The organism is Pseudomonas sp. SWRI81 (assembly GCF_014268545.1).
Taxonomy (GTDB): domain Bacteria; phylum Pseudomonadota; class Gammaproteobacteria; order Pseudomonadales; family Pseudomonadaceae; genus Aquipseudomonas; species Aquipseudomonas hamedanensis.
In genome coordinates, this window is record NZ_JABWQS010000003.1 from 170,393 (window position 1) to 193,349 (window position 22,957).

Sequence of the window (22,957 nt, forward strand, 5' to 3'; positions counted from 1 at the left end):
CCGCTCATTATCCGTCATCGTAAAATGAGCAAATACTCATGACCCTCACGCAACTGGAAATATTTTCGCGCGTGGCCGAACTGCGTGGCTTTACCCTCGCCGCCCAGCGCCTGGGGATCTCGCAGTCTGCGGTGTCTCACGCGATGAAATCCCTTGAGCAGGAACTGGGTGTCGAGCTGCTGCGCCGCCATCAGTCCCAAGTCGAACTCAGCGATATCGGCGAACAACTGCTGCTGCGCGCCCGGGCGATGCTCGGCCTCGCCAACACCTTGCGCCAGGAAGCGGCGGATGCACGTGGCATGAAAACCGGCACCCTGCGCATCGGCTCGTTCGGCCCGACCTCGTCGATCAGGCTGTTACCGAAGATTCTGCAGCGCTTTCGCCAGGCGCATCCGGGCATCGAAGTGCACATCGATGAAGGGCCGGATCGGCAAGTTATTCAATGGCTGGAGGAGCGGCGCATCGACGTTGGTTTCGTGGTGCTGCCCGAAGAGCGTTTCGACACCTTCGCCTTGCTCGAAGATCAAATGGTCGCGCTGCTCCCACGCGGACATCGACTGGCGGCGCAGTCAGCGTTGAGACTCAAGGACCTGTGCGACGACCCGTTTGTGCTCACCGAAGCAGGTTCCGCAGAGTTGGTGTCGCGACTGTTCATGGCGGCGCGGTTGCAACCGAACATCCGTTATCGTTGCTCGCAACTGATCAGCACCCTCGACACGGTCAGCCGTGGCGACGCGATCACAATTGTCGCTGCAAGCTCATTACCGAACGACGCCAGCGCGGGTTACGAGAAACGGCCCTTGCTGCCGGCCGTCAAGCGTCAGGTCGGTCTGGCCGTGCTTGATCAGCGCCAGGCCTCACCGGCAGCGCTGGCCTTTATCAAACTGGCCACAACCGTCTCCCAACAATGAGCGGCACAAGCGTCATCTGCCATCTATCCTCCCTTTTGCTTCAACGTTTGTCCGGCGCCGCGCCATCGGCAGGCCTGAACTCAAGCGCCCCACTTCATCGCAACAGGATGCGTCCATGCCGCTCACCGTGAGACCCCGCCGCAAGCGCAGCACGCGCATCATCGTGACACTGCTCAGTGGCCTGCTGCCCATCGTGCTCGGTAGCGTGATTCTGTATATGCAGGCTGAGCGCACGTTGCAGCAAAGTTCGCAGCACACCGCCGAGGAAGCGCTGCGCCAGTTCGAGTTGATGCTCGACAACACCGCGCAGGCCGCCCGGGATCTGCTGCCACTGGCCGGAAAAACTTGTGAAGAGGTGAAGCTGGCCTTGCGCGAACAGGTCACCCGCCGCCCCTTCGTGCGCTCGACCAATCTGGTGTGGGACAACGACTTGTATTGCAGCTCGCTGTTCGGCGATTTCAAGGAAGCGGTCAACGCGGGCGATTATCACGCCGGCAAATTGTGGCTCATGAACGGTAACCCGGTAACCCCCAACACCGCGCTGCTGGTGTACCGCCTCAGCGACGGTCGCGGCGGCGCGCTGACCACGCTCGATGGCTATCACCTGAGCAACATCCTGCGCCTGATCGGCCGGCAGACCTTGCTCGTGCTGCAAGTCGGTGAGAATTGGCTGTCCGCCGACGGCAGCGTGCACCAGGGCGAGCTTCCCGCTCTGCCCGTTGCGCAAAGCACGCTGAGCTCCGCCCGTTACGCGTTCAGCGTCGCAGCGGGTTTCCCGCAGGGACAAGTCTGGCGCTACATGGCGGACGAATACCCGCCCTTGTTCAGTCTGCTGATTTTTTTCGGAGTGGTCTCGGGTGCTATTGGCCATATCGTGCAGAAGCGCTCGACCTCGCCGAGCCACGAAATGCTCCGTGCGCTGGAGGCCGGCGAGTTCATCCCGTACTTCCAGCCCGTGGTTCATGGTGACAGCAAGGCATGGTCAGGCGCCGAAGTCCTGATGCGTTGGAATCACCCCAAGGAGGGCCTGGTGCGCCCGGACCTGTTTATTCCCTTCGCCGAGCATTCGGGGCTGATCGTGCCCATGACGCGTTCACTGATGCAGCAGACCGCGGCCCTGCTGGGACCGCACTCGGCAACGTTCGCCACACCTTTTCACATCGGTATCAACATTACCGCCAGCCATTGCCGTGATCTGGATCTGGTCGAGGACTGCCGCGAATTCCTCGACGCCTTTGTCGCCGGCAGCGTAAGCCTGGTGCTGGAGTTGACGGAACGAGAGCTGATTGAACCCACTGACATTACCCGTCAATTGTTTGAGCAACTGCACTTGCTGGGCGTGAAGATCGCGATCGACGACTTCGGCACCGGCCACTCCAGCCTCGGCTACTTGCGCAAATTCAATGTGGACTTCCTCAAGATCGATCAAAGTTTTGTCGCGATGATCGGCATCGACGCGTTGTCGCGGCATATTCTGGACACGATTATCGAACTCTCGGCCAAGCTCGACCTGGGTATTGTTGCCGAAGGTGTCGAAACTCAGGCCCAGGCTGATTATCTGACCGCGCACCACGTCAACTTCCTGCAAGGCTATTTGTTCGGCAAACCAATGCCGGCCGCGGATTTCATCAGCGCATTAAGTCACCATTAACTACATGACACAACGACCGGACCGGCGCACCAAATTGATACAAAAAAGCGCTGTTGTTACATGAAGACAAGATCAGGATTTACTCTGGGGCGATTAACTACTACAATTTTTTCAACCTGAGCAAAACTGGCGGGTAAGCCATTTATCACCGAGTCGCTTCAAGGCTCCCGGCTTATAGCTTTGTTTGCGGTTGGTATCAGCTAAACACACTATTGGAGTAAAGATATTGTCCAGACTCGCTGAATTTCGTGCAGCTGAAAAGGCCCTTCAGGAACAGCTCAAGCAGCTGGAATCGCTGAAGAACGATGCCGGGCTCAAGAAAGAAATCGAATTCGAAGAAAAGCTCCAGGGGCTGATGAAAACCTACGGCAAAGGCCTGAAAGACATCATCGCCATTCTCGATCCGAACCCGGCAAAATCGGGCCTGCAAGTGTCCGCAGCGCCTAAAACCCGTCGCGCCCGCGTGGTCAAGGTTTATCAGAACCCGCACACCGGCGAGTTGATCGAAACCAAGGGCGGCAACCACCGCGGCCTGAAGGCCTGGAAGGAACAATACGGTGCAGCTACCGTTGATTCCTGGTTGCGCGGTTAATCTTCCGCCAACAAAAAGCCCTGCCAGAAGCAGGGCTTTTTTATTGACAATATTTAACAAATGAAATGATTTTCATCCTGCAAGTTGCCAGCATTTGCTAGCGTAAGGGCGGTGCACCGCTAAACATTTTGCTGCGTAATGTTGCGATTGCGGTGCAACGTCCAACTTTGTGCTTAATCCCTTCGGCTATTTAACCCTGTCACAAAATAACACTCTGCTAAAGTTTCAGGCTGTTTCTTGCCGCGACTATTTCCTCGGTGCTCGCCTTATAAACCTCTGCCTGCCCTGCATAGGAAAGAACATAAGCCCGGCCCGCCTCGACTGCGGCGACCAGTGTTTGCGACAGCACATGGCGACCGTTCTCAGTGATGGTGCAGGTCGTCTCCAGCGCTGGCAAAGACCCCAGCGTTGCCGCATGCACTTTGTTGCACACACTTTGGTAACCGCTCTGGAAAAAATCCTTCTGGATGGATTTGCGCATTTCCATCAACACGCCCTGCAAGTTGACTTGATGCCCGCTTTCAACCGGCGTCATGGTCAACTCCATGACCATTACCTGATTGCGATCGGCATCATTTTTCACGGCTCGCTGACGGGAAACCGACGGCGTCGCGTCGGCAAGCTTCGCGACTACCCAGCCCGCTGGCCAGGTAATTTGCGGTTCGGCGGCGAACACCGAAGTGCCGACCGCAACCATGGCCAATAGAACCAACCCAGACTTGAACACTCGGATCATTAGCGCACGCACTCGCAGAGATGAGCCGCAAAGTCTGAGCCTCGCCCGAGCGCAGAGCAAGCTTGCCCTTTCATTTGGTGATGCTGGCAGGCTTGCGTATCATTGCGTCCATCCACTCGCCCATAGTTATTGGAGGGCCCATGAGCCTCAACGAACTGAACACTTTCCCCGGCGTTACCGCCACGCCAGACAGCGCAACCCGTAACTTCGTGTTCAACCACACCATGCTGCGTGTGAAGGACATCACCCGGTCGCTGGATTTTTACACCCGTGTGCTGGGGTTTTCGCTGGTCGAGAAGCGCGATTTTCCGGAAGCCGAGTTCAGCCTGTACTTCCTCGCCCTGGTGGATAAAGCGCAGATCCCCGCCGATGCCGCTGCTCGCACGCAATGGATGAAGTCGATCCCCGGCATCCTCGAATTGACCCATAACCACGGCACCGAAAACGATGCCGACTTCGCCTACCACAACGGCAACACTGATCCGCGTGGTTTCGGCCACATCTGCATTTCGGTTCCGGATATCGTTGCCGCATGCGCACGCTTTGAAGAGCTGGGCTGTGATTTCCAGAAGCGCCTGAGCGATGGCCGCATGAAAAGCCTGGCGTTTATCAAGGATCCGGACGGTTACTGGGTCGAGATCATCCAGCCTGCGCCGCTGTAACTGACTGACTGGTTTACTTGTGGGAACGAGCCTGCTCGCGAAAGCGGTCTGTCGGTCAATGAAGTATTGAATCCGCTACCGCCATCGCGAGCAGGCGAAGGCCTACAGTTGAATTGTGTCAGGCATAAAAAAACCCATGATCACTCATGGGTTTTTTCATTTCCGACTTGGCAATTACGCCGGCGCCGAAGTCCGGATCAAGTGATCGAAAGCACTCAACGAAGCCTTGGCGCCCTCGCCCACGGCAATAACGATCTGCTTGTACGGCACAGTCGTGACGTCACCGGCGGCGAAGATGCCCGGGATCGAGGTCTCGCCACGGTTATCGACGATGATTTCCCCGCGCGGCGACAACTCGATGGTGCCTTTGAGCCAATCGGTGTTAGGCAGCAGACCGATCTGCACAAAGATCCCTTCCAGCTCGACCGTGCGCAATTCGTCGGTGTTGCGATCCTTGTAGCGCAGGCCGTTGACCTTCTCGCCATTGCCAGTCACTTCAGTGGTTTGCGCACTGGTGATGACTGTCACGTTCGGCAGGCTGTGCAGCTTGCGTTGCAGCACGGCGTCGGCACGCAGTTGCACGTCGAACTCCAGCAGCGTTACGTGCGACACGATACCGGCCAAATCAATGGCCGCTTCAACGCCGGAGTTGCCGCCACCGATCACTGCCACGCGCTTGCCCTTGAACAACGGACCGTCGCAGTGCGGGCAGTACGCCACGCCTTTATTGCGGTATTCCTGCTCGCCCGGCACGTTCATTTCACGCCAGCGTGCGCCGGTCGCGAGAATCACGCTTTTGGCTTTGAGGGTCGCGCCACTGGCGAAGCGGACTTCGTGCAGCTCGCCGTTCTTGCCAGGAATCAGCTTGTCGGCGCGTTGCAGGTTCATGATGTCGACGTCGTACTGCTTGACGTGTTCTTCCAGCGCCGTGGCCAGTTTCGGGCCTTCGGTTTCCTGCACGGAAATAAAGTTTTCGATGGCCATGGTGTCCAGCACCTGACCGCCAAAGCGCTCAGCGGCAACGCCGGTGCGAATACCTTTACGCGCTGCATAAATGGCGGCCGAAGCGCCGGCTGGGCCACCGCCGACGACCAGCACGTCAAAGGCTTCCTTGGCGCTGATCTTCTCGGCCTGACGCTCAATGGCACCGGTGTCGAGCTTGGCGAGGATTTCTTCCAGGCCCATGCGGCCCTGGCCGAAGTTTTCGCCGTTCAGGTAAATGCTCGGCACGGCCATGATCTTGCGATCATTGACTTCATCCTGGAACAGCGCGCCGTCGATGGCGACGTGGCGAATGTTCGGGTTGAGCACAGCCATCAGGTTCAGCGCCTGAACGACGTCCGGGCAGTTCTGGCAAGACAGCGAGAAGTAGGTCTCGAAGCTGAACTCGCCTTTGAGCGAGCGAATCTGCTCGATGACTTCAGCACTGGCTTTGGATGGGTGGCCGCCGACTTGCAGCAGCGCCAGTACCAGCGAAGTGAATTCGTGGCCCATCGGAATACCGGCGAAACGCAGACTGATGTCAGCGCCCGGGCGGTTGATCGAGAACGATGGCTTGCGTGCATCGTCACCGCTGTCGACCAAAGTAATCTGGCTCGAAAGACTGGCAACGTCTTTGAGCAGGTCGAGCATTTCACGGGATTTCGCACCGTCGTCGAGGGATGCAACGATCTCGATCGGTTGGGTGACCCGTTCCAGGTACGATTTCAACTGGGCTTTAAGATTGGCGTCCAACATACGGGCGATTTCCTATATTTGAGGCAAAAAAAAGCCCGAGCGAATCTCGCCCGGGCATTTTTATTGGGCGGTGCAGCTAACTTAAGAAGGTGCGGCGTACCGCCCTGCGTTGCGTGTCACAGACTTAGATCTTGCCGACCAGGTCCAGGGACGGAGCCAGAGTGGCCTCGCCTTCTTTCCACTTGGCTGGGCAAACTTCGCCTGGGTGTGCAGCAACGTACTGAGCAGCCTTGATCTTGCGCAGCAGCTCGGAAGCGTCACGGCCAACGCCGCCGTCGTTCAGTTCAACGATTTTGATCTGACCTTCAGGGTTGATCACGAAGGTGCCACGATCCGCCAGACCGGCTTCTTCGATCAGCACGTCGAAGTTGCGGGAGATGACGTGGGTCGGGTCGCCGATCATGGTGTATTCGATTTTGCCGATGGCTGGCGAAGTGTTGTGCCAGGCAGCGTGGGCAAAATGCGTGTCGGTGGAGACGCTGTAGATTTCTACGCCCAGCTTCTTGAACTCAGCGTAGTTGTCGGCCAGGTCTTCCAGCTCGGTTGGGCAGACGAAGGTGAAGTCGGCTGGGTAGAAGAACACGACCGACCACTTGCCCTTCAGGTCAGCGTCCGAAACTTCAACGAAATCGCCGTTTTTGAACGCGGTAGCTTTGAACGGTTTTACTTGGCTGTTGATGATAGGCATCGATGACTCTCCGTCAGGGGTTATGAAGTTGATGGGTGAATCCTACCCATTCGCTGGACGGAAGGCTCATTGGCAAACCTGATACTGCTGATTTGTTTTCGCTATTACGTGACTGTATTAATAGAAGAAAACGATCTCTACGCTTGATCCGGCTTATCCATGATCCGAGCCATTCCCAGGAATGGGCTGACCTCAACATAACGCATTGCGGATTTCATGTCCTTCCAGCCGACGTAACTCATCAGCGACTTCAAATCCCAGCCGCTTTGATGAGCCCAAGTGGCGAAGCCGCGACGCAATGAGTGGCTGGTGTAGTTCTCAGCGGCGATCCCCGCGCGCTGCAAGGCCTGGCGTAATAGCGGGATAATGCTGTTGGCGTGCAGGCCCTCCTCGTTCAGATTGCCCCAGCGGTCGATGCTGCGAAAAACCGCGCCACGGACCAGCGCCGCTTCGGTGACCCAGTCGATGTAAGCCTGGACCGGACAAAGCTTCAACAGCGCCGGCGCCTGATAGGTCTGCCCCAGATTCTCGCGATCGCCCTTGCTGCGCGGCAGGTACAAGGTGATGCCGCGGCCAGCGTGAGCCTGCACATGTTCGACCTGCAAGCGGCACAGCTCGTCGCTGCGAAAGCCGCGCCAGAAACCCAGCAGAATCAGTGCGCGATCTCGATAAGCCTTGAGCAACGCAGGGCGATCCTGCTGTTGTCGGGCGGTCTGAGCTTCGTGTTCCAGCCAATCGATCACACGCTGCAAATCCTGCAATTGCAACGGCTCGGCCTGCTTTTCCTGAGCCGGGTGCAATGCGCGAATACCTTTGAACACCTTGCGCACCACCGGCGCCTTGGTCGGGTCGGCAAACCCCTGACTGTTGTGCCACTGCGCCAGCGCCGACAGACGCAGCTTCAGCGTATTGATCGACAGCACCCCTGCATGCTCCACCAGATAGCGCGCAACGCTGTCGGCTGTTGCAGGCAAGAAGCCGCCCCAGACCACTTCAAAATGCTCGATGGCGGCGCGATAGCTGCGGCGCGTGTTGTCACGGGTCGCTGCTTGCAGATAGCGATCCATATCGCTCATGGGCGGTTTTCTCTCGGCGTACTGAATCAGGGATGCAAATCGGCATTTTGCCGCCTGACACTGGGTAATACCAGTATATCCCGCCCCTTCTATATCAAATATTTAACTTTATTTTCAGCGTGGTACACTGCGTACTTTAGTGGCATGTACCACAGTACGTAACCGTAGGAGTTCACATGGCCCGTGGCGGCATTACCAAAGCCCTGGTGCAGATTGCGCGCACCGCGATTCTGGCTCGCGGCGAACACCCGAGCATCGATGCGGTACGCATTGAAATGGGCAACACCGGCTCGAAAACCACGATCCATCGCTATTTGAAGGAACTGGATGACGGTGCACAGCCCGTCGAAGCCTCGGCGCAACCGATCGATGACGAGCTGGCCGCACTGGTCTCGCGCCTCGCGCAACGCCTGAAAGAACAGGCGCAGGAGCCCATCGAACAGGCGCGTGAACAATTCGAGGAGCAGCGCGAGGCGCTGGAATCCGAGCTGAAGCAGACACGTTTGACCCTGGAGAAACTCGAACACGAGCACGACATTCAGGGCGCCGCCCTGGCGCGTGAGTCCGAAGCCCTGAGCAATACGCGCTCGATGCTGCAAACCGAACAGACCCGCAACGCCGGGCTGAATCAGGCGCTGGCGGACTTTGAATTGCGCCTGCAGGACAAGGATGAGCAGATTCGCTCCCTGGAAGAAAAGCATCTGCACGCCCGCGATGCGCTGGAGCACTACCGCAACGCTGCCCGAGAACAACGCGAACAGGAGCAGAGTCGCCACGAAGCCCAGGCTCAGCAACTGCAAGCCGAACTGCGCCAAGCCCAGCAAAGCGCCCTCGTACGCCAGGACGAAATCACCCAACTGCACCGCGACAACGAGCGTCTGCTCACCGAAAACCGCGGCACCCAGCGCGAACTGAGCCTGATGCAGGACCAGCTCAAGCAGAGCAACCTGCGTCAGGATCAGTTGCTGGAGCAAGCCACTCGCGTCGACAGCGAGCGCACCCTCCTCCAGGAACGCCTGCGCGTGGCCTCACTGGAGAGCCAAGTGCTCAAACAGAACGTCGAGGAGCAGACGCAACTCAATCAGGCGCTGGAAAAGGAATTAAGCAAAGCGCAGGCAAATCTTGAAGAAAGCCAGCGTCTGGCAGCCACCGTTGCGGCGGCGCCAGACCTGGCCAAACCGAAGGACGCTTAAGCGCCGACCGGCGTACGCATGGTGACGAATTCTTCGGCGGCCGTCGGGTGGACCCCGATCGTGTCGTCGAAGTCGCGCTTGGTTGCGCCAGCCTTCAAGGCAATTGCCAAGCCCTGCACGATCTCACCGGCATCCGGTCCGACCATGTGGCAGCCAAGCACTTTGTCGGTCTTGGCATCGACCACCAGTTTCATCAGGGTTTTTTCCTGACAGTCAGTCAGGGTGAGCTTCATCGGCCGGAAGCGGCTCTCGAAAATCACCACCTCGTGGCCGCATTCGCGCGCTTCTTCTTCGCTCAAACCGACGGTGCCAATGTTCGGCAGGCTGAACACGGCGGTAGGGATCATTTTGTAATCCACCGGACGGTATTGCTCAGGTTTGAACAAACGCCGCGCCACGGCCATGCCTTCGGCCAGCGCTACAGGCGTCAGTTGCACACGACCGATGACGTCGCCCAGCGCGAGGATCGATGGCTCGGTGGTTTGATATTGGTCGTCGACCTTGATGAAGCCCTTGTCGTCGAGCTGCACACCAGTGTTTTCCAGACCCAGATTGTCCAGCATCGGACGTCGGCCGGTGGCGTAGAAAACGCAATCCGCTTCCAGAACACGGCCATCCTTGAGGGTTGCTTTCAGGCTGCCGTCGGCCTGCTTGTCGATCCGCGCGATGTCAGCGTTGAACTGCAGGTCCATGCCGCGCTTGGTCAGTTCTTCCTGCAAATGCTTGCGCACCGCACCATCAAAGCCCCGCAGGAACAGATCGCCGCGGTACAGCAGTGTAGTGTTGGCGCCAAGGCCATGGAAAATCCCGGCGAACTCGACGGCGATGTAACCGCCGCCGACCACCAACACACGCTTGGGCAGCTCTTTGAGAAAGAATGCTTCGTTCGAGCCGATAGCATGTTCGTGGCCTGGAATCTGCGGAATCTGCGGCCAGCCGCCGGTCGCAATCAGAATATTCTCGGCAGTGTAACGCTGGCCATCGACCTCAACCTCGTGCGGCCCGACGATCTTCGCGTGCGCCTCATGCAGCGTCACGCCGCTGTTGACCAACAGGTTGCGGTAGATACCGTTGAGGCGATTGATCTCGCGATCCTTGTTGGCAATCAGCGTCGCCCAATCGAAATTCGCCTCGCCCAGGCTCCAGCCAAAACCGGACGACTGCTCGAAATCTTCGGCAAAGTGCGCCCCGTACACCAACAACTTTTTCGGCACGCAGCCAACGTTGACGCAGGTGCCGCCCAGATAACGGCTTTCAGCCACCGCCACCTTCGCGCCAAAACCGGCCGCAAACCGCGCCGCCCGCACACCGCCGGAACCGGCGCCAATCACATAAAGGTCAAAATCGTAGGCCATTTCTATCTCCTCGGCAGGCGATCAGCATACCTGCAGCCATCCATTGGGCAAGCGCTGCCATCCATATAAGGGCGGAAAACGAAAAAGCCACCCGAAGGTGGCTTTATCTTGCAGACAGCTCAAACGGACTTAGTAAGCCTTGCCCGTCTTGTAGAAGTTCTCGAAGCAGAAGTTGGTCGCCTCGATGTAACCTTCAGCACCACCGCAGTCGAAACGCTTGCCTTTGAACTTGTAGGCCATGACGCAGCCGTTCTGGGCTTGTTTCATCAGGGCGTCGGTGATCTGGATTTCGCCGCCCTTGCCTGGCTCGGTCTGTTCGATCAGGTCGAAGATGTCCGGAGTCAGGATGTAACGACCAATAATCGCCAGGTTCGACGGTGCGTCTTCCGGCTTTGGCTTCTCAACCATGCTGTGCACGCGGTAGATGTCGTCGCGGATCATCTCGCCGGCGATCACGCCGTATTTGCTGGTTTCCTGCGGGTCGACTTCCTGGATGGCGATGATCGAGCAGCGGAACTGCTTGTACAGCTTGACCATCTGGGTCAGGACGCCGTCGCCTTCGAGGTTGACGCACAGGTCGTCCGCCAGGACCACGGCGAACGGTTCGTCACCGATCAACGGGCGACCGGTCAGGATCGCGTGGCCGAGGCCTTTCATTTCGGTCTGACGGGTGTAGGAGAACGAGCACTCGTCGAGCAGCTTGCGGATGCCGACCAGGTATTTCTCTTTGTCGGTGCCCTTGATCTGGTTTTCCAGCTCGTAGCTGATGTCGAAGTGGTCTTCCAGAGCGCGCTTGCCACGACCGGTGACGATGGAGATTTCCGTCAGGCCGGCGTCCAGCGCTTCTTCAACGCCGTACTGGATCAGTGGCTTGTTTACCACCGGCAGCATTTCTTTAGGCATGGCTTTAGTCGCTGGCAGGAAGCGAGTACCGTAACCGGCTGCTGGGAACAAGCATTTCTTGATCATATAAGTCCTTGAAAAGGCTGTGTGTACGAGTTTCGGCGCAGTCTAATCAGGCGGCGTGCACCTTACAATGCCCCGCACTGGCTAACCGATGCCATCATAGAGAAATATTCTTGCCGATAGTTCCATCGGTGTTTCGGGCGGCGCACTCAGCGTAGCGCAAGACGCCGGCAAACGGCACTACCATACGCTTTTCAGACCCGGATGCGAGCAATTGCCGGTATCATGGCGGCTTTTGAACCAGCGAACGAGACAGACTAGATGGCCGCGGTAAAAATCATCAACGGGTATGTGATCGACAAGAAGGACGGCAAATGGACGCTGACCACTACCAACGGCGAACACATCGCCGGGCCGTTCGACAGCGAACAGATGGCGACAGACGTGGCATCGGTGTTCACAGACACTCCGGCATCGTCAAAACGCCGTGGCAAGGATCAAGACTGATCGGCGCCAGGAAACACAGAGCCCTGCCATGCGCAGGGCTTTTTTGTGCCGGCATACAAACAAGTGGCAAAACGCTATAACCTTTTCACCGCGGCGCTGTCAGAGCGTCTAGTCCCCCTCGCTGAAGACCTGATATGACCAAGAAAACGTTGCTGCCCCTTTTTGCACTTCTGCTGGTCGGCGGTTGTGCCACCTCGCAACCCACCTACCTTAAAAACGGCGAACAGGGCCTGAGCATCGATTGCTCCGGCGAAGCCAACTCCTGGGCGATGTGCTACGAAAAAGCCGATGCTTCTTGCGCTGGCACCGGCTATCGCATCGTCGGCACCGATGGCACGCCTGCGCCAGCGGAAAGCGACAAGACCCTCGGCGTCGATGTCGGCAATTACAAGAATCGTTCGGTCGTCGTGGTCTGCAAATAACAGCTTACATGTGAATCTCGGCGAACTTGATGCCAAGACCGCGCACGACGTCGATAAGATCGTCGAGCCGGTTGAAAGATTCGACTTCGTCGTTCTCGTCGACCAAAAAATAACTGCGCCCGGCGCTTTTCTTGAAAAACACGATCCACTCCCCAGGATTCGCCGGGTTCTGGATGACATGGGTGGCAGAAATAAGGCCTTCTGCGTGGCGCTCCCGCACGTGCTCTCGCTTCATCGCGACTCCCGGAATGAAAATGCCGTCACAGCGTGACTGTGACGGCATTCGATACTGATGACCGATAGTCTATCAGCCGGAAATGCAGGCGTTTGCGGCTTTCTGCACATCATGCGGGCGAACCGGCACGTTGGACATGCGCTCATGCAGCTTGATACTGCTGCCGCCGGAGCGGTCTTCGATATCAAACACAGCCGCCGGGCCTGAAGACAGTTTGCCCGGAACGATCACACGCACGCCTTCCTTGTGCGGCTGCAACTGCAGCGCGCCGCGGCTGTCGGCAAGCTTATCGGACAGGCACTGCGCGTATTCAAGGGGCTTCTTTCCGGAGATCACGCTCATGGTCGGCAGTGTTTCATTGATTTCGGCAACATTCGCACAACCGGCCAGAGCCAGAATCCACGGCACACACACCACACCCCACTTCATACCTAACCTCCGTTAAAGACCGTCCGACAGCACAAATGCCGTTTTTATCCGGAGCCTTTTGCATTTAACCCGCATCCAATCGCGAATATCTGTTCAAAATTGTCAAAGCGACGCCCGACGGCCAGATAATAACCCGTGCGGGCTGATAAACTGCGCTCATTGACAAGCTATCGTTTTGATTTTGTAGAAAAAGCCCTTCTGGAGGCGCCCATGAAATTTATTCACCAGCGCGAACACCTTAACGAAGACGACATCGTCGTCATCCAATGCTCGCAAATGTGCAACATTCGTCTGATGAACGACGCCAACTTCCGCAGCTTCAAGAATGGCGGCCGTCACACTTACCACGGCGGCGCCTTCGACACGTTTCCGGCGCGCATCACCGCGCCCAGCACCGGCTTCTGGAACATCACCATCGACACCGTCAATCGCCGCGCAATCAGCGTGACGCGCAAGCCGACGCTGACTCACTCGATCAAGATCATCCGTCGTTCCAGCACTAAACTGAGCTGAAACACGTAGCCTATTCTGAAAGGAAACCATGACCGTGGCGCAAAAGACCAAATACGTCATCAAATACAAGCTCGACGGTGAACAGCGTTTCGAGTTCGCCGAGCTGGAAACCGGCACCGACGAGGAAGCGAAAGCGGCGCTGCAAAAGCTGCACACCGACGAAGAAGTCACTGAGATCAAAGTCAGCAAAGCGCTGTAAGTCGTCTTGTCATAGAGTTCGACCGCAAGTGGCGGAGTGTTTTGCCGCCAAGGCCTGCCTAGACTGCCCCCTCGATGACCATCAAGGAGTCGGCATGACACTGTCACCTTCCCGGCTGGATGCACTCGACTGGGCAAGCCTGGAGCAGCAACTGGATCAGCACGGCTGCGCGATTATCCGCTCGTTGCTACGGACCGAAACCTGCGAGCGCTTGAGTGCTCTGTATCCACAGACCGAACCGTTTCGTTCGCAGGTCATCATGGCCCGCCACGGATTCGGTCGCGGCGAATACAAGTATTTCAGCTATCCCCTTCCTGCCCCGGTCGAACGTCTGCGCACAGCGCTGTACCCGCGACTGGTGCCGCTGGCTAACCGTTGGTACGAGCGGATGGGTCTGGCGCAGCGTTTTCCAGCGACTCATGCCGAATTTGTCCAGCGCTGCCATGCTGCCGGCCAGCAGCGCCCTACCCCATTGTTATTGCAATATGGCCCGCAGGATTACAATTGCCTGCACCAGGATCTCTACGGCGAGCAGGTGTTCCCGCTGCAAGTGGCGCTGCTTCTGTCGCAACCGGGTCGGGACTTCACAGGCGGCGAGTTCGTGTTGACCGAACAGCGCCCGCGCATGCAATCGCGCCCGCAGGTGCTGGATTTACAGAAAGGTGACGCGGTGATTTTTGCCGTCAATCAACGGCCGGTCAAAGGTGTGCGGGGCGATTATCGGGTGACCATGCGTCACGGCGTCAGTCGCCTGCACAGTGGCAATCGGCATACTCTAGGCATCATTTTCCACGATGCGTCATGAGCGCCATGCAACCGAATCCTTTTGATCTGTTCAGCGATCACGAACCCGTACAGCAGCCGCGTAACGAGCAGATCGGCGAGCAATCGTGGGTGCTGCGCGGTTTCGCCTTGCCCCGCATCGAATCGTTGCTGACGCAGCTGGCGGCTATTCTCGCCGCCGCCCCGTTGCGGCACATGGTTACGCCCGGGGGCTTCAGCATGTCGGTCGGCACCAGCAGTTGCGGCGCGCTGGGCTGGATTACCGATCGCAGCGGCTATCGCTACACCCGTGTCGATCCTCTCAGCGGGTTACCCTGGCCGCCGATGCCGACGGTGTTTGCCGAATTGGCGCATGCCGCCGCCGAGCGGGCCGGTTTTGCTGATTTCCACGCTGATTCCTGCCTGATCAATCGCTATGTCCCCGGTGCCAAGATGTCGTTGCATCAGGACAAAGACGAAAAGGCCTACGCCGCGCCGATCGTTTCGCTGTCGCTGGGATTGCCGGCGATGTTCCTGTTCGGCGGTTTCGCACGCAGTGACAAGAGCCAGCGCATCCCCCTGCTGCACGGCGATATGGTGGTCTGGGGCGGCGTCGATCGCCTGCGTTTTCATGGGGTGCTGCCGATCAGACACGGCCGGCATCCGCAACTTGGCGAACAACGAATCAATCTGACGTTCCGCGTTGCCGGATAAGCGCAAGAATTTGAGCGCAAGGCCCGGAGTGTTGCGATCATCAAGGCTGGTTAACCTGAGTCAAACAGGCCAACGGATGTCCTCTCATGAAAACGCAGTCCTACACTCTCGACACCGAAGCTGATCCACGCTGGGCCGCTGTGGTGGCGCGGGACCCGCAGGCGGACGGGCAATTTGTCTACGCCGTGAAAACCACCGGCATCTACTGCCGCCCGAGCAGCCTTGCACGGCTGCCGAAGCCAAAGAATGTCGAATTTTTCGACACGGCCGAACAGGCAGAAGCCGCCGGTTATCGTCCGAGCAGGCGCGCCAGCAAGGACCACAGTGAAGTCGCCGCGCAACGTGCCGCCACCGTGGCGATCGCCTGCCGCCGTATCGAGTCCGCCGAGACGTTGCCGTCGCTCAATGAGCTGGCCGCAGCGGCCGGGTTGAGCCCGTTTCATTTTCACCGTGTGTTCAAGGCGGCTACAGGACTGACGCCCAGAGGCTACTTTGCTGCCCATCGCTCGCGCCGGGTACGTGAGCGTCTGGCGGGCGGTGGTTCGATTACCGATGCTCTTTATGAGGCGGGCTTCAATTCCAATAGTCGCTTCTATGAATCGGCCGATCGGTTGCTGGGGATGAAGCCGGCTGAGTACCGCTCGGCCGGGCACAACAATGACATTCGTTTCGCTGTCGGCCAATGCTCACTCGGCGCGCTGTTGGTGGCGCAAAGCGCGCGCGGCATTTGTGCGATTCTGCTGGGCGACGACCCGCATCAGCTGGTGTGCGATCTGCAGGATAAGTTTCGCCAGGCCAACCTGATCGGTGCCGACACCGACTTCGAACAGCTGATCGCCAAGGTCGTCGGGTTTGTCGAAGCGCCGGCAATTGGCCTCGATCTGCCGCTGGACGTCAGAGGCACTGCGTTTCAGGAACGCGTATGGCAGGCGCTGCGGGAGATTCCGAGCGGCAGCACCGCCAGTTACGCTGAAATTGCCCAACGCATCGGCGCACCGACATCAATGCGCGCCGTGGCGCAGGCGTGCGGCGCCAACAAGCTCGCGGTGGCGATTCCCTGCCACCGCGTGGTGCGCAGCGATGGCAACCTGTCCGGCTATCGCTGGGGCGTCGAACGCAAACGCCAGTTACTCGACCGTGAACTCAGCGATTGACGTCGACCACCACGCGCCCGCGAAGCTGTCCAGCCAGCAACTGCGGTGCGGCGTCGAGGGCTTCGCTCAAGCTGATCTCGCGGCTGATCAGCGCCAACAGAGCAACGTCGAGGTCTGTCGCCAGGCGATCCCACGCTTGCAGGCGACGCGCCTTGGGCTGAGTGACGCTGTTGATGCCAGCCAGCGTGACCCCGCGCAAAATGAACGGCGCCACTGAGGCGGGAAAGTCCATGCCCTGGGCCAGACCGCACGCCGCCACGGTGCCCTCCGAACGCGTGCTGGCGCAGGCATTGGCCAACGTGTGACTGCCGACCGAATCGATGACCCCGGCCCAGCGCTCCTTGGCCAGCGGCTTGCCCGGCGCGGATAGAGTGGCACGATCAATAATTTCAGCGGCGCCCAGTTGCTCGAGGTATTCATGCTCCGACACACGACCGGTAGACGCCACGACCCGATAACCCAGCTTGCTCAACAGCGCGATGGCAAAACTGCCGACACCGCCGTTGGCGCCGGTCACCAGCACCTCCCCCCGGTCCGGCGTCACGCCATTGCGCTCCAGCGCCAGAATACACAGCATGGCCGTGTATCCCGCGGTGCCGATGGCCATGGCTTGTGCCGGGGTAAACGCCTCGGGCAACGCAATTAACCAGTCGCCGTTGAGCCGTGCCTTCTGCGCCAGACCGCCCCAATGTTGCTCGCCGACGCCCCAGCCGTTGAGCAACACTTGATCGCCCGGTTTGTAGTCCGGATGCGAACTGGCTTCGACGGTGCCGGCAAGGTCGATCCCCGGCACCATCGGAAACTTGCGCACCACCGGGCTGCTGCCGGTGATTGCCAGGCCATCCTTGAAGTTCAGCGTGCTGTACGCAACCTGCACGGTCACATCGCCCTCGGGCAATTGCGCGTCATTGAGTTGCTGCAGGCTGGCGCGATAACCGCTGTCGTCTTTATCGATAACTATGGCGTTGAACATGACGGCCTCTCGTTGCTGTTGTGAAGATAGCGTGCCTTCAAATACCACATCGCAATAAAAAACCCACTGGCACCACAAAAAAAACTGTGGGAGCGGGCTTGCTCGCGAAAGCGCCGGGGCAGTGAAATAGTTGCTGACTGACCCACCGCCTTCGGGAGCAAGCCCCCTCCCACGCTGATCTCCAATATTCACGCTGCCACACTCGACTTTGCGCCAATCGGGGTATCCGCCGGGCGTTTCCATCGCAGGCGACTATGCTTTTTCGACGGCGGTCATTCCTTCAAAACAGCCCTGTCGATGGAGTTGACAATGTCTTGCCGTGCAGTTCAGCGCGCACACTCTGGTCGACAGGGCCACCCGCTGGGTCGCGCTGGATCAATACCCGCCCGCTGTTACTTAAAGACGCGCAGGGTCGACATTACCTGCATGTCTTCGATGGCTGGATGATGGCCGAGCGATTCGATGGCGATTATCAGCGCCTGGTGGCGGCGGAGCACACCGGCGCTGAAAAGCTGCACAAGATGTTCTGAATTTCGAACTGGCTGAACATCGGGTTTTGCTGTTAAAAAACCGGCTCAGCCGTTCCTGCCCGTTCCGTCGTTCGGAGAACCCCCATGAGCCAATGGCCAGACACCCGTCTTATTGATCTGCTCGGCATTGAGTTGCCAATCATTCAAGGCCCCATGGCCGGGGCGACGAACTCGTCCATGGTGATTGCCGTGTGCAATGCCGGTGGACTCGGCTCAATGCCGGCAGCGATGCTGAGCATCGAGCAATTGCGCGACGAACTGAAAACGATTCGTCAGCACACAAGCAAACCGTTCAACGTCAACTTTTTTTGCCACCAGCCTCCGGCGGCCGACGAGCAACGCGCCCGCGACTGGAAAAACCTGCTGGAGCCTTATTACCGCGAACTGGGCGTCGACTTCGACGCGCCCACCCCGGTGTCCAACCGCGCGCCGTTCGATGCTGCCGCCTGCGAAGTGCTGGAAGCGTTTCGGCCTGAAGTGGTGAGTTTCCACTTCGGCTTGCCTGAAAAGTCGTTACTGGATCGGGTCAAAGCCACCGGCGCAAAAATTCTCTCGTCCGCCACCACGGTGGATGAAGCCGTGTGGCTGGAGCAGAACGGCTGCGACGCGATCATCGCCATGGGCTATGAGGCGGGCGGCCACCGCGGGATGTTCCTCAGCGAGGATTTGAGCAGTCAGGTCGGTACGTTTGCCCTGGTGCCACAAGTGGTCGACGCTGTGCGCGTGCCGGTCATCGCGGCCGGCGCGATCGCCGACCCGCGCGGTGTCGCGGCGGCATTCATGCTCGGCGCGGCCGGGGTGCAAGTTGGCACCGCGTATCTGTTTACGCCCGAAGCGAAAGTCAGCGCCGCCCATCACCGCGCGTTGCGCACCGCCAAAGAGAGCGAGACGGCAATCACCAATCTTTTCACCGGACGACCGGCGCGGGGCATTCTCAATCGCGTCATGCGGGAACTCGGGCCGATGTCGGACAAGGCGCCGGCATTCCCCTTGGCCGGTGGCGCACTGATGCCGCTGCGGGCAAAAAACGAAGAGCAGTTCGCCAATCTCTGGGCGGGCCAGGCGTTCACGCTGGGCAAAGAGCTGGGTTGCGCGGAACTGACGCGACAACTCGCCGAAGAAGGCCTGGCCAGGCTGCAACAGCATTGAGCAGCAACCGGGCGAGAGCCGAGCGTTCTTGTTCGGTTGAATATCAGCACTTCCTGTTGCCCGGCGTTCCGCTATATATTTCACTACATAGCGCTTTCGCCAACTTTGTCGACACGGCTGTTCTCTCGGACACCGGCCCGGCATATGCCAACTCGGAGCTGTTCAATGATCCTGCGTGCCTGCCTCGCTTCTTTGCTGTCGATGTTTACCGTCGCTGCCGTCCAGGCTGACGAAGTGCAAGTGGCGGTCGCCGCTAATTTCACCGCGCCGATTCAGGCCATCGCTGCCGATTTTGAAAAAGCCACCGGACACAAACTGATCGCCGCCTACGGCGCGACCGGCCAGTTCTATACGCAGATCAAAAACGGCGCGCCGTTTGAAGTGTTTCTGGCGGCCGACGACAGCACCCCGCAGAAGCTTGAGGCAGAAGGCGAAACCGTCAAAGGCTCGCGTTTCACCTACGCCATCGGAACCCTCGCCCTGTGGTCGGCCAAAGCAGGCTATGTCGACGCCAAGGGCGAAGTGCTGACGAAGAACCAGTTTCAGCACCTGGCCATCGCCAACCCGAAAACCGCGCCCTACGGCCTCGCCGCCACCCAGGTTCTGGACAAGCTGAAGCTGACTGAGGCAACCCGCGCGAAAATCGTCGAAGGCCAGAACATTACCCAGGCCTACCAGTTCGTTTCGACGGGCAATGCCGAACTGGGCTTCGTCGCCCTCTCGCAGATCTACAAGGACGGCAAAGTCAGCAGCGGCTCGGCCTGGATCGTCCCTGCCGACCTCCACCAGCCAATCCGGCAAGACGCCGTGATACTCAACAAAGGCAAGGACAACCCCGCCGCCAAGGCGCTGGTTGATTACCTCAAAGCCGCAAAAGCCACGGCGCTGATTCAGTCCTTCGGCTACCAGCGCTGATGTCGCTGACGAGCGCGGATTTCGCCGCAATCTGGCTGACCCTGAAGCTGGCATCGCTGACCACGGTCATCCTGCTGCTGATCGGCACGCCGATTGCGCTGTGGCTGGCGCGGACCCGCTCATGGTTGCGCGGCCCGGTCGGCGCGATCGTCGCGCTGCCGCTGGTGCTGCCGCCGACGGTCATCGGCTTCTATCTGCTGGTGCTGATGGGCCCCCATGGCGCGCTCGGCCAGTTCACCCAGTGGCTCGGCCTCGGCACCCTGACATTCAGCTTCACCGGGCTGGTCATCGGTTCGGTGATCTATTCCATGCCGTTCGTGGTGCAGCCCTTGCAGAACGCGTTTTCGGCAATCGGCGATCGCCCGCTGGAAGTGGCTGCCACTTTACGGGCCGGGCCTTGGGACACTTTTTTCAGCGTGATCCTGCCGCTGGCACGCCCGGGGTTTATCACCGCGGCGATCCTCGGTTTTGCTCACACCGTCGGAGAGTTTGGTGTAGTGCTGATGATCGGCGGCAACATCCCCGACAAGACCCGCGTGGTCTCGGTGCAAATCTACGACCACGTCGAAGCGATGGAATACGCTCAGGCCCATTGGCTGGCAGGCGCGATGCTGGTGTTTTCGTTTGTGGTGTTGCTGGCGCTGTACTCCAGCCGCAAAACCCGCATGGGCTGGAGCTGATTGATGATCGATGTACGTCTGAACCTGGTCTGGCCGGATTTCAATCTGGACGTCGATCTGCATTTGCCGGGACGGGGGGTGACGGCCTTGTACGGTCACTCGGGTTCCGGCAAAACCACCTGCCTGCGCTGCATTGCCGGGCTTGAACGCGCCGCCCACGGACTGATCCGGGTCAATGACCAAGTCTGGCAGGACAGCGCCAAGGGTATTTTCGTCGCGCCGCACAAGCGTGCGCTCGGCTATGTCTTTCAGGAAGCCAGTCTGTTTGCGCATCTGTCAGTGCGGGCCAATCTGCAGTTCGGCCTCAAGCGCATCGCCCGTGCGGAACGCCGCGTCGACCTGGCGCAAGCCAGCGAACTGCTGGGTATCGGCCATTTGCTGGAGCGTCATCCGCAGCATTTGTCCGGCGGCGAACGCCAGCGCGTGGGCATCGCTCGCGCGCTGCTGACCAGTCCCGAATTGCTGTTGATGGACGAGCCGCTGGCCGCACTCGACAGCCAGCGCAAACGGGAAATCCTGCCGTATCTGCAACGCCTGCACGATGAATTGGACATTCCGGTGCTGTACGTCAGCCATGCTCAGGATGAAGTGGCGCGACTGGCCGATCATCTGGTGCTGCTCAGCGCCGGCAAGGCTCTGGCCAGTGGCCCGATCGGAGAAACGCTGGCGCGGCTGGATTTGCCCATGGCGATGGGCGATGACGCCGGCGTCATTATTGAAGGCCAGGTCAGCGCCTATGACGCCGACTACCAACTGCTGAGCCTGCAACTGCCCGCCACCGCGATGCACATCCGCGTCACCCACGCACCGCTGGCGCTGGGCCAGGCCTTGCGCTGCAAGGTGCATGCGCGGGACGTCAGCCTGTCTCTGGACAACGCCGAGTCGAGCAGCATTCTCAATCGGTTGCCGGTCACGGTGGTCAGTGAGCAGGCGGCGGACAACAGCGCGCACGTGCTGATTCGACTCGACGCCGGCGGCACCCCGCTGCTGGCGCGCATCACGCGGTTTTCCCGGGACCACTTGGGCGTGCACCCGGGGCAGGCGCTTTGGGCGCAAATCAAGGCGGTTGCCGTGCTGGCCTGAATCCGTTGGCACGACGGCCATGGCGTGCGGTCAATCGCTTTATTGATCTGCCGCCAAGGAAACCTGCCATGTCCGATACCGAGCTGACCGTTGCACTGCCAGCCGACCTGCATTACGTCGACGACACCCAGCCCGGCATCACGCGTAAGAAGCTGCGAGGCAAATTCTGTTATTTCGACCCGTGCGGCCAACGCATCAGCGATCCCGAGGAAATCAAACGCATCAACGCCCTCGCCGTGCCGCCGGCGTACACCGACGTGTGGATCTGCGCCGATCCGTGCGGGCATTTGCAAGCCACCGGCCGCGATGCCCGCGGGCGCAAACAGTACCGCTATCACCCGCGTTGGCGCGAAGTGCGCGATGCCGACAAATATTCACGCCTGCGCGAGTTCGGCATGGCTTTGCCGAAACTGCGCAAACAGCTGGAGACCTTGCTCGCCGCGCCCGGTTTCAGCCGCGACAAAGTCATGGCCACGGTGATTCTGCTGCTCGATGCGACATTGATCCGCGTCGGCAACACGCAATACGCGCGCGACAACCGCTCCTACGGCCTGACCACCCTGCGCAGCCGCCACGTCGAGGTCAACGGCAGCGCGATCCTGTTCCAGTTTCGCGGCAAAAGCGGCATCGAACATCAGATCACCGTCAAGGACCGGCGCCTGGCACGAGTGATCAAGCGGTGCCTGGAGATTCCAGGGCAGAACCTGTTTCAGTATCTGGATGAAAACGGCGAGCGCCACACCGTGACCTCGTCCGACGTCAACGCCTACCTGAAAACCCTCACCGGTGCCGATTTCACCGCCAAGGATTACCGCACCTGGGCAGGCAGTGCGTTGGCACTGGCGACACTGCGCGAGGTCCGCCACGAATCGGACAGCGAAGCCAAGCGCCACGTGGTGGACATGGTGAAGAGCGTCGCCAGACAACTGGGAAACACGCCGGCGGTGTGCCGCAAATGCTACATCCATCCGGCCGTAGTCGAGCATTTCATGCGCGGTGCTCTCGCCGAACTGCCACGGCCACGCACGCGCAAGGGCTTGCGCGAGGAGGAAGTGGCGCTGGCGATGTTTCTGGAGCGGATGAGCGAGATGGCGCAAGCCTCCTGAGAAGGCATAGGCGCAAGTTGTCTATTTTTTGCACAATCGCCATAGGCTTCTATAGTTGATGTGACACGAATCAACTGCG

27 protein-coding genes are annotated in these 22,957 nt (G+C 59.3%); 18 read left to right on the forward strand and 9 right to left on the reverse strand.

Annotated elements, in window-relative coordinates; genetic code table 11:
• The first annotated feature begins 38 nt into the window (after positions 1 to 38).
• The 3 genes from HU765_RS03345 to HU765_RS03355 all read left to right on the forward strand — a co-directional run bounded on the left by HU765_RS03345 (position 39) and on the right by HU765_RS03355 (position 3,154).
• On the forward strand, positions 39 to 911 hold the full coding sequence (locus HU765_RS03345; protein ID WP_186619037.1) for a LysR family transcriptional regulator: 873 nt from the start codon (positions 39 to 41) through the stop codon (positions 909 to 911).
• Between the two features lie 115 nt (positions 912 to 1,026).
• Positions 1,027 to 2,562: an EAL domain-containing protein gene (locus HU765_RS03350; protein ID WP_186619038.1), complete on the forward strand. Its 1,536-nt coding sequence runs from the start codon at positions 1,027 to 1,029 to the stop codon at positions 2,560 to 2,562.
• A gap of 226 nt (positions 2,563 to 2,788) precedes the next feature.
• Positions 2,789 to 3,154, forward strand: a complete 366-nt coding sequence (locus HU765_RS03355; protein WP_123468398.1) for a histone-like nucleoid-structuring protein, MvaT/MvaU family — start codon at positions 2,789 to 2,791, stop codon at positions 3,152 to 3,154.
• A 217-nt stretch (positions 3,155 to 3,371) separates the two neighbouring features.
• On the opposite strand, the gene HU765_RS03360 is transcribed toward HU765_RS03355, so the two are convergent.
• A complete protein-coding gene (locus tag HU765_RS03360; RefSeq protein ID WP_186619039.1) occupies positions 3,372 to 3,890 on the reverse strand; it encodes a DUF4946 domain-containing protein in 519 nt (172 codons plus the stop codon).
• 140 nt (positions 3,891 to 4,030) lie between these two features.
• On the opposite strand from HU765_RS03360, the gene gloA reads away from it, so the two are divergent.
• Positions 4,031 to 4,552 carry a lactoylglutathione lyase gene (gloA, locus tag HU765_RS03365; RefSeq protein ID WP_186546354.1) on the forward strand — a complete coding sequence of 174 codons (522 nt, stop codon included), beginning with the start codon at positions 4,031 to 4,033 and terminating at the stop codon, positions 4,550 to 4,552.
• Between the two features lie 174 nt (positions 4,553 to 4,726).
• On the opposite strand, the gene ahpF is transcribed toward gloA, so the two are convergent.
• From ahpF to HU765_RS03380, 3 genes are all read right to left on the reverse strand, one after another.
• Positions 4,727 to 6,289 carry an alkyl hydroperoxide reductase subunit F gene (ahpF, locus tag HU765_RS03370; protein ID WP_186619040.1) on the reverse strand — a complete coding sequence of 521 codons (1,563 nt, stop codon included), beginning with the start codon at positions 6,287 to 6,289 and terminating at the stop codon, positions 4,727 to 4,729.
• A gap of 124 nt (positions 6,290 to 6,413) precedes the next feature.
• Positions 6,414 to 6,977 carry an alkyl hydroperoxide reductase subunit C gene (ahpC, locus tag HU765_RS03375; protein ID WP_186546356.1) on the reverse strand — a complete coding sequence of 188 codons (564 nt, stop codon included), beginning with the start codon at positions 6,975 to 6,977 and terminating at the stop codon, positions 6,414 to 6,416.
• 137 nt (positions 6,978 to 7,114) lie between these two features.
• Positions 7,115 to 8,053 (reverse strand): site-specific integrase, encoded by a 939-nt coding sequence (locus tag HU765_RS03380; protein WP_186546357.1) that lies wholly within the window; start codon positions 8,051 to 8,053, stop codon positions 7,115 to 7,117.
• A 176-nt stretch (positions 8,054 to 8,229) separates the two neighbouring features.
• Between HU765_RS03380 and HU765_RS03385 the strand changes: the two genes are divergently transcribed.
• A complete protein-coding gene (locus HU765_RS03385) occupies positions 8,230 to 9,246 on the forward strand; it encodes a DNA-binding protein (RefSeq protein WP_186619041.1) in 1,017 nt (338 codons plus the stop codon).
• Here the strand turns inward: HU765_RS03385 and gorA are convergent.
• On the reverse strand, positions 9,243 to 10,601 hold the full coding sequence (gene gorA, locus HU765_RS03390) for a glutathione-disulfide reductase (protein WP_186619042.1): 1,359 nt from the start codon (positions 10,599 to 10,601) through the stop codon (positions 9,243 to 9,245). The two genes, HU765_RS03385 and gorA, sit on opposite strands and share 4 nt — an antisense overlap.
• A gap of 129 nt (positions 10,602 to 10,730) precedes the next feature.
• Positions 10,731 to 11,570, reverse strand: a complete 840-nt coding sequence (gene galU, locus HU765_RS03395; protein ID WP_007912230.1) for a UTP--glucose-1-phosphate uridylyltransferase GalU — start codon at positions 11,568 to 11,570, stop codon at positions 10,731 to 10,733.
• Positions 11,571 to 11,828: 258 nt separating this feature from the next.
• On the opposite strand from galU, the gene HU765_RS03400 reads away from it, so the two are divergent.
• Together HU765_RS03400 and HU765_RS03405 are read left to right on the forward strand one after the other, a co-directional pair.
• A complete protein-coding gene (locus HU765_RS03400) occupies positions 11,829 to 12,014 on the forward strand; it encodes a hypothetical protein (RefSeq protein ID WP_016774922.1) in 186 nt (61 codons plus the stop codon).
• 134 nt (positions 12,015 to 12,148) lie between these two features.
• Positions 12,149 to 12,436 carry a hypothetical protein gene (locus HU765_RS03405; protein WP_186546360.1) on the forward strand — a complete coding sequence of 96 codons (288 nt, stop codon included), beginning with the start codon at positions 12,149 to 12,151 and terminating at the stop codon, positions 12,434 to 12,436.
• A 4-nt stretch (positions 12,437 to 12,440) separates the two neighbouring features.
• On the opposite strand, the gene HU765_RS03410 is transcribed toward HU765_RS03405, so the two are convergent.
• Together HU765_RS03410 and HU765_RS03415 are read right to left on the reverse strand one after the other, a co-directional pair.
• Positions 12,441 to 12,671 carry a hypothetical protein gene (locus HU765_RS03410; RefSeq protein ID WP_186546361.1) on the reverse strand — a complete coding sequence of 77 codons (231 nt, stop codon included), beginning with the start codon at positions 12,669 to 12,671 and terminating at the stop codon, positions 12,441 to 12,443.
• Positions 12,672 to 12,743: 72 nt separating this feature from the next.
• Positions 12,744 to 13,100, reverse strand: coding sequence for a hypothetical protein (locus HU765_RS03415; RefSeq protein ID WP_186546362.1), 357 nt, complete (start codon positions 13,098 to 13,100; stop codon positions 12,744 to 12,746).
• Positions 13,101 to 13,310: 210 nt separating this feature from the next.
• Between HU765_RS03415 and HU765_RS03420 the strand changes: the two genes are divergently transcribed.
• The 5 genes from HU765_RS03420 (at position 13,311) to ada (ending at position 16,442) form a co-directional block, all read left to right on the forward strand.
• Entirely contained in the window at positions 13,311 to 13,613 is a 303-nt protein-coding gene (locus tag HU765_RS03420) for a DUF1883 domain-containing protein (protein WP_007912251.1), read from the forward strand.
• A 28-nt stretch (positions 13,614 to 13,641) separates the two neighbouring features.
• Complete coding sequence (locus HU765_RS03425; protein ID WP_186619043.1) at positions 13,642 to 13,812, forward strand: hypothetical protein; 171 nt, start codon at positions 13,642 to 13,644, stop codon at positions 13,810 to 13,812.
• A gap of 94 nt (positions 13,813 to 13,906) precedes the next feature.
• On the forward strand, positions 13,907 to 14,617 hold the full coding sequence (locus tag HU765_RS03430) for a 2OG-Fe(II) oxygenase (protein ID WP_186619044.1): 711 nt from the start codon (positions 13,907 to 13,909) through the stop codon (positions 14,615 to 14,617).
• 5 nt (positions 14,618 to 14,622) lie between these two features.
• The gene (gene alkB, locus HU765_RS03435; protein WP_186619085.1) at positions 14,623 to 15,288 is read left to right on the forward strand and encodes a DNA oxidative demethylase AlkB; all 666 of its coding nucleotides are present in this window, start codon (positions 14,623 to 14,625) and stop codon (positions 15,286 to 15,288) included.
• Between the two features lie 86 nt (positions 15,289 to 15,374).
• Positions 15,375 to 16,442 carry a bifunctional DNA-binding transcriptional regulator/O6-methylguanine-DNA methyltransferase Ada gene (gene ada, locus HU765_RS03440; RefSeq protein WP_186619045.1) on the forward strand — a complete coding sequence of 356 codons (1,068 nt, stop codon included), beginning with the start codon at positions 15,375 to 15,377 and terminating at the stop codon, positions 16,440 to 16,442.
• On the opposite strand, the gene HU765_RS03445 is transcribed toward ada, so the two are convergent.
• Positions 16,432 to 17,415, reverse strand: coding sequence for an MDR family oxidoreductase (locus HU765_RS03445; RefSeq protein ID WP_186619046.1), 984 nt, complete (start codon positions 17,413 to 17,415; stop codon positions 16,432 to 16,434). The two genes, ada and HU765_RS03445, sit on opposite strands and share 11 nt — an antisense overlap.
• Positions 17,416 to 17,729: 314 nt before the next feature.
• Here HU765_RS03445 and HU765_RS03450 point away from each other — a divergent pair, with 314 nt between their 5' ends.
• From HU765_RS03450 to HU765_RS03475, 6 genes are all read left to right on the forward strand, one after another.
• On the forward strand, positions 17,730 to 17,945 hold the full coding sequence (locus tag HU765_RS03450; protein ID WP_186619089.1) for a hypothetical protein: 216 nt from the start codon (positions 17,730 to 17,732) through the stop codon (positions 17,943 to 17,945).
• Between the two features lie 84 nt (positions 17,946 to 18,029).
• Complete coding sequence (locus HU765_RS03455) at positions 18,030 to 19,094, forward strand: nitronate monooxygenase (protein ID WP_186619047.1); 1,065 nt, start codon at positions 18,030 to 18,032, stop codon at positions 19,092 to 19,094.
• 144 nt (positions 19,095 to 19,238) lie between these two features.
• The gene (gene modA, locus HU765_RS03460) at positions 19,239 to 20,009 is read left to right on the forward strand and encodes a molybdate ABC transporter substrate-binding protein (protein ID WP_186619048.1); all 771 of its coding nucleotides are present in this window, start codon (positions 19,239 to 19,241) and stop codon (positions 20,007 to 20,009) included.
• Positions 20,009 to 20,689 carry a molybdate ABC transporter permease subunit gene (gene modB, locus HU765_RS03465; protein ID WP_186546370.1) on the forward strand — a complete coding sequence of 227 codons (681 nt, stop codon included), beginning with the start codon at positions 20,009 to 20,011 and terminating at the stop codon, positions 20,687 to 20,689. The genes modA and modB overlap by 1 nt, the downstream gene beginning before the upstream one ends.
• A gap of 3 nt (positions 20,690 to 20,692) precedes the next feature.
• A complete protein-coding gene (modC, locus tag HU765_RS03470; RefSeq protein ID WP_186619049.1) occupies positions 20,693 to 21,772 on the forward strand; it encodes a molybdenum ABC transporter ATP-binding protein in 1,080 nt (359 codons plus the stop codon).
• Between the two features lie 68 nt (positions 21,773 to 21,840).
• A complete protein-coding gene (locus HU765_RS03475; protein ID WP_186619050.1) occupies positions 21,841 to 22,878 on the forward strand; it encodes a DNA topoisomerase IB in 1,038 nt (345 codons plus the stop codon).
• The last annotated feature ends 79 nt before the right edge of the window (positions 22,879 to 22,957 follow it).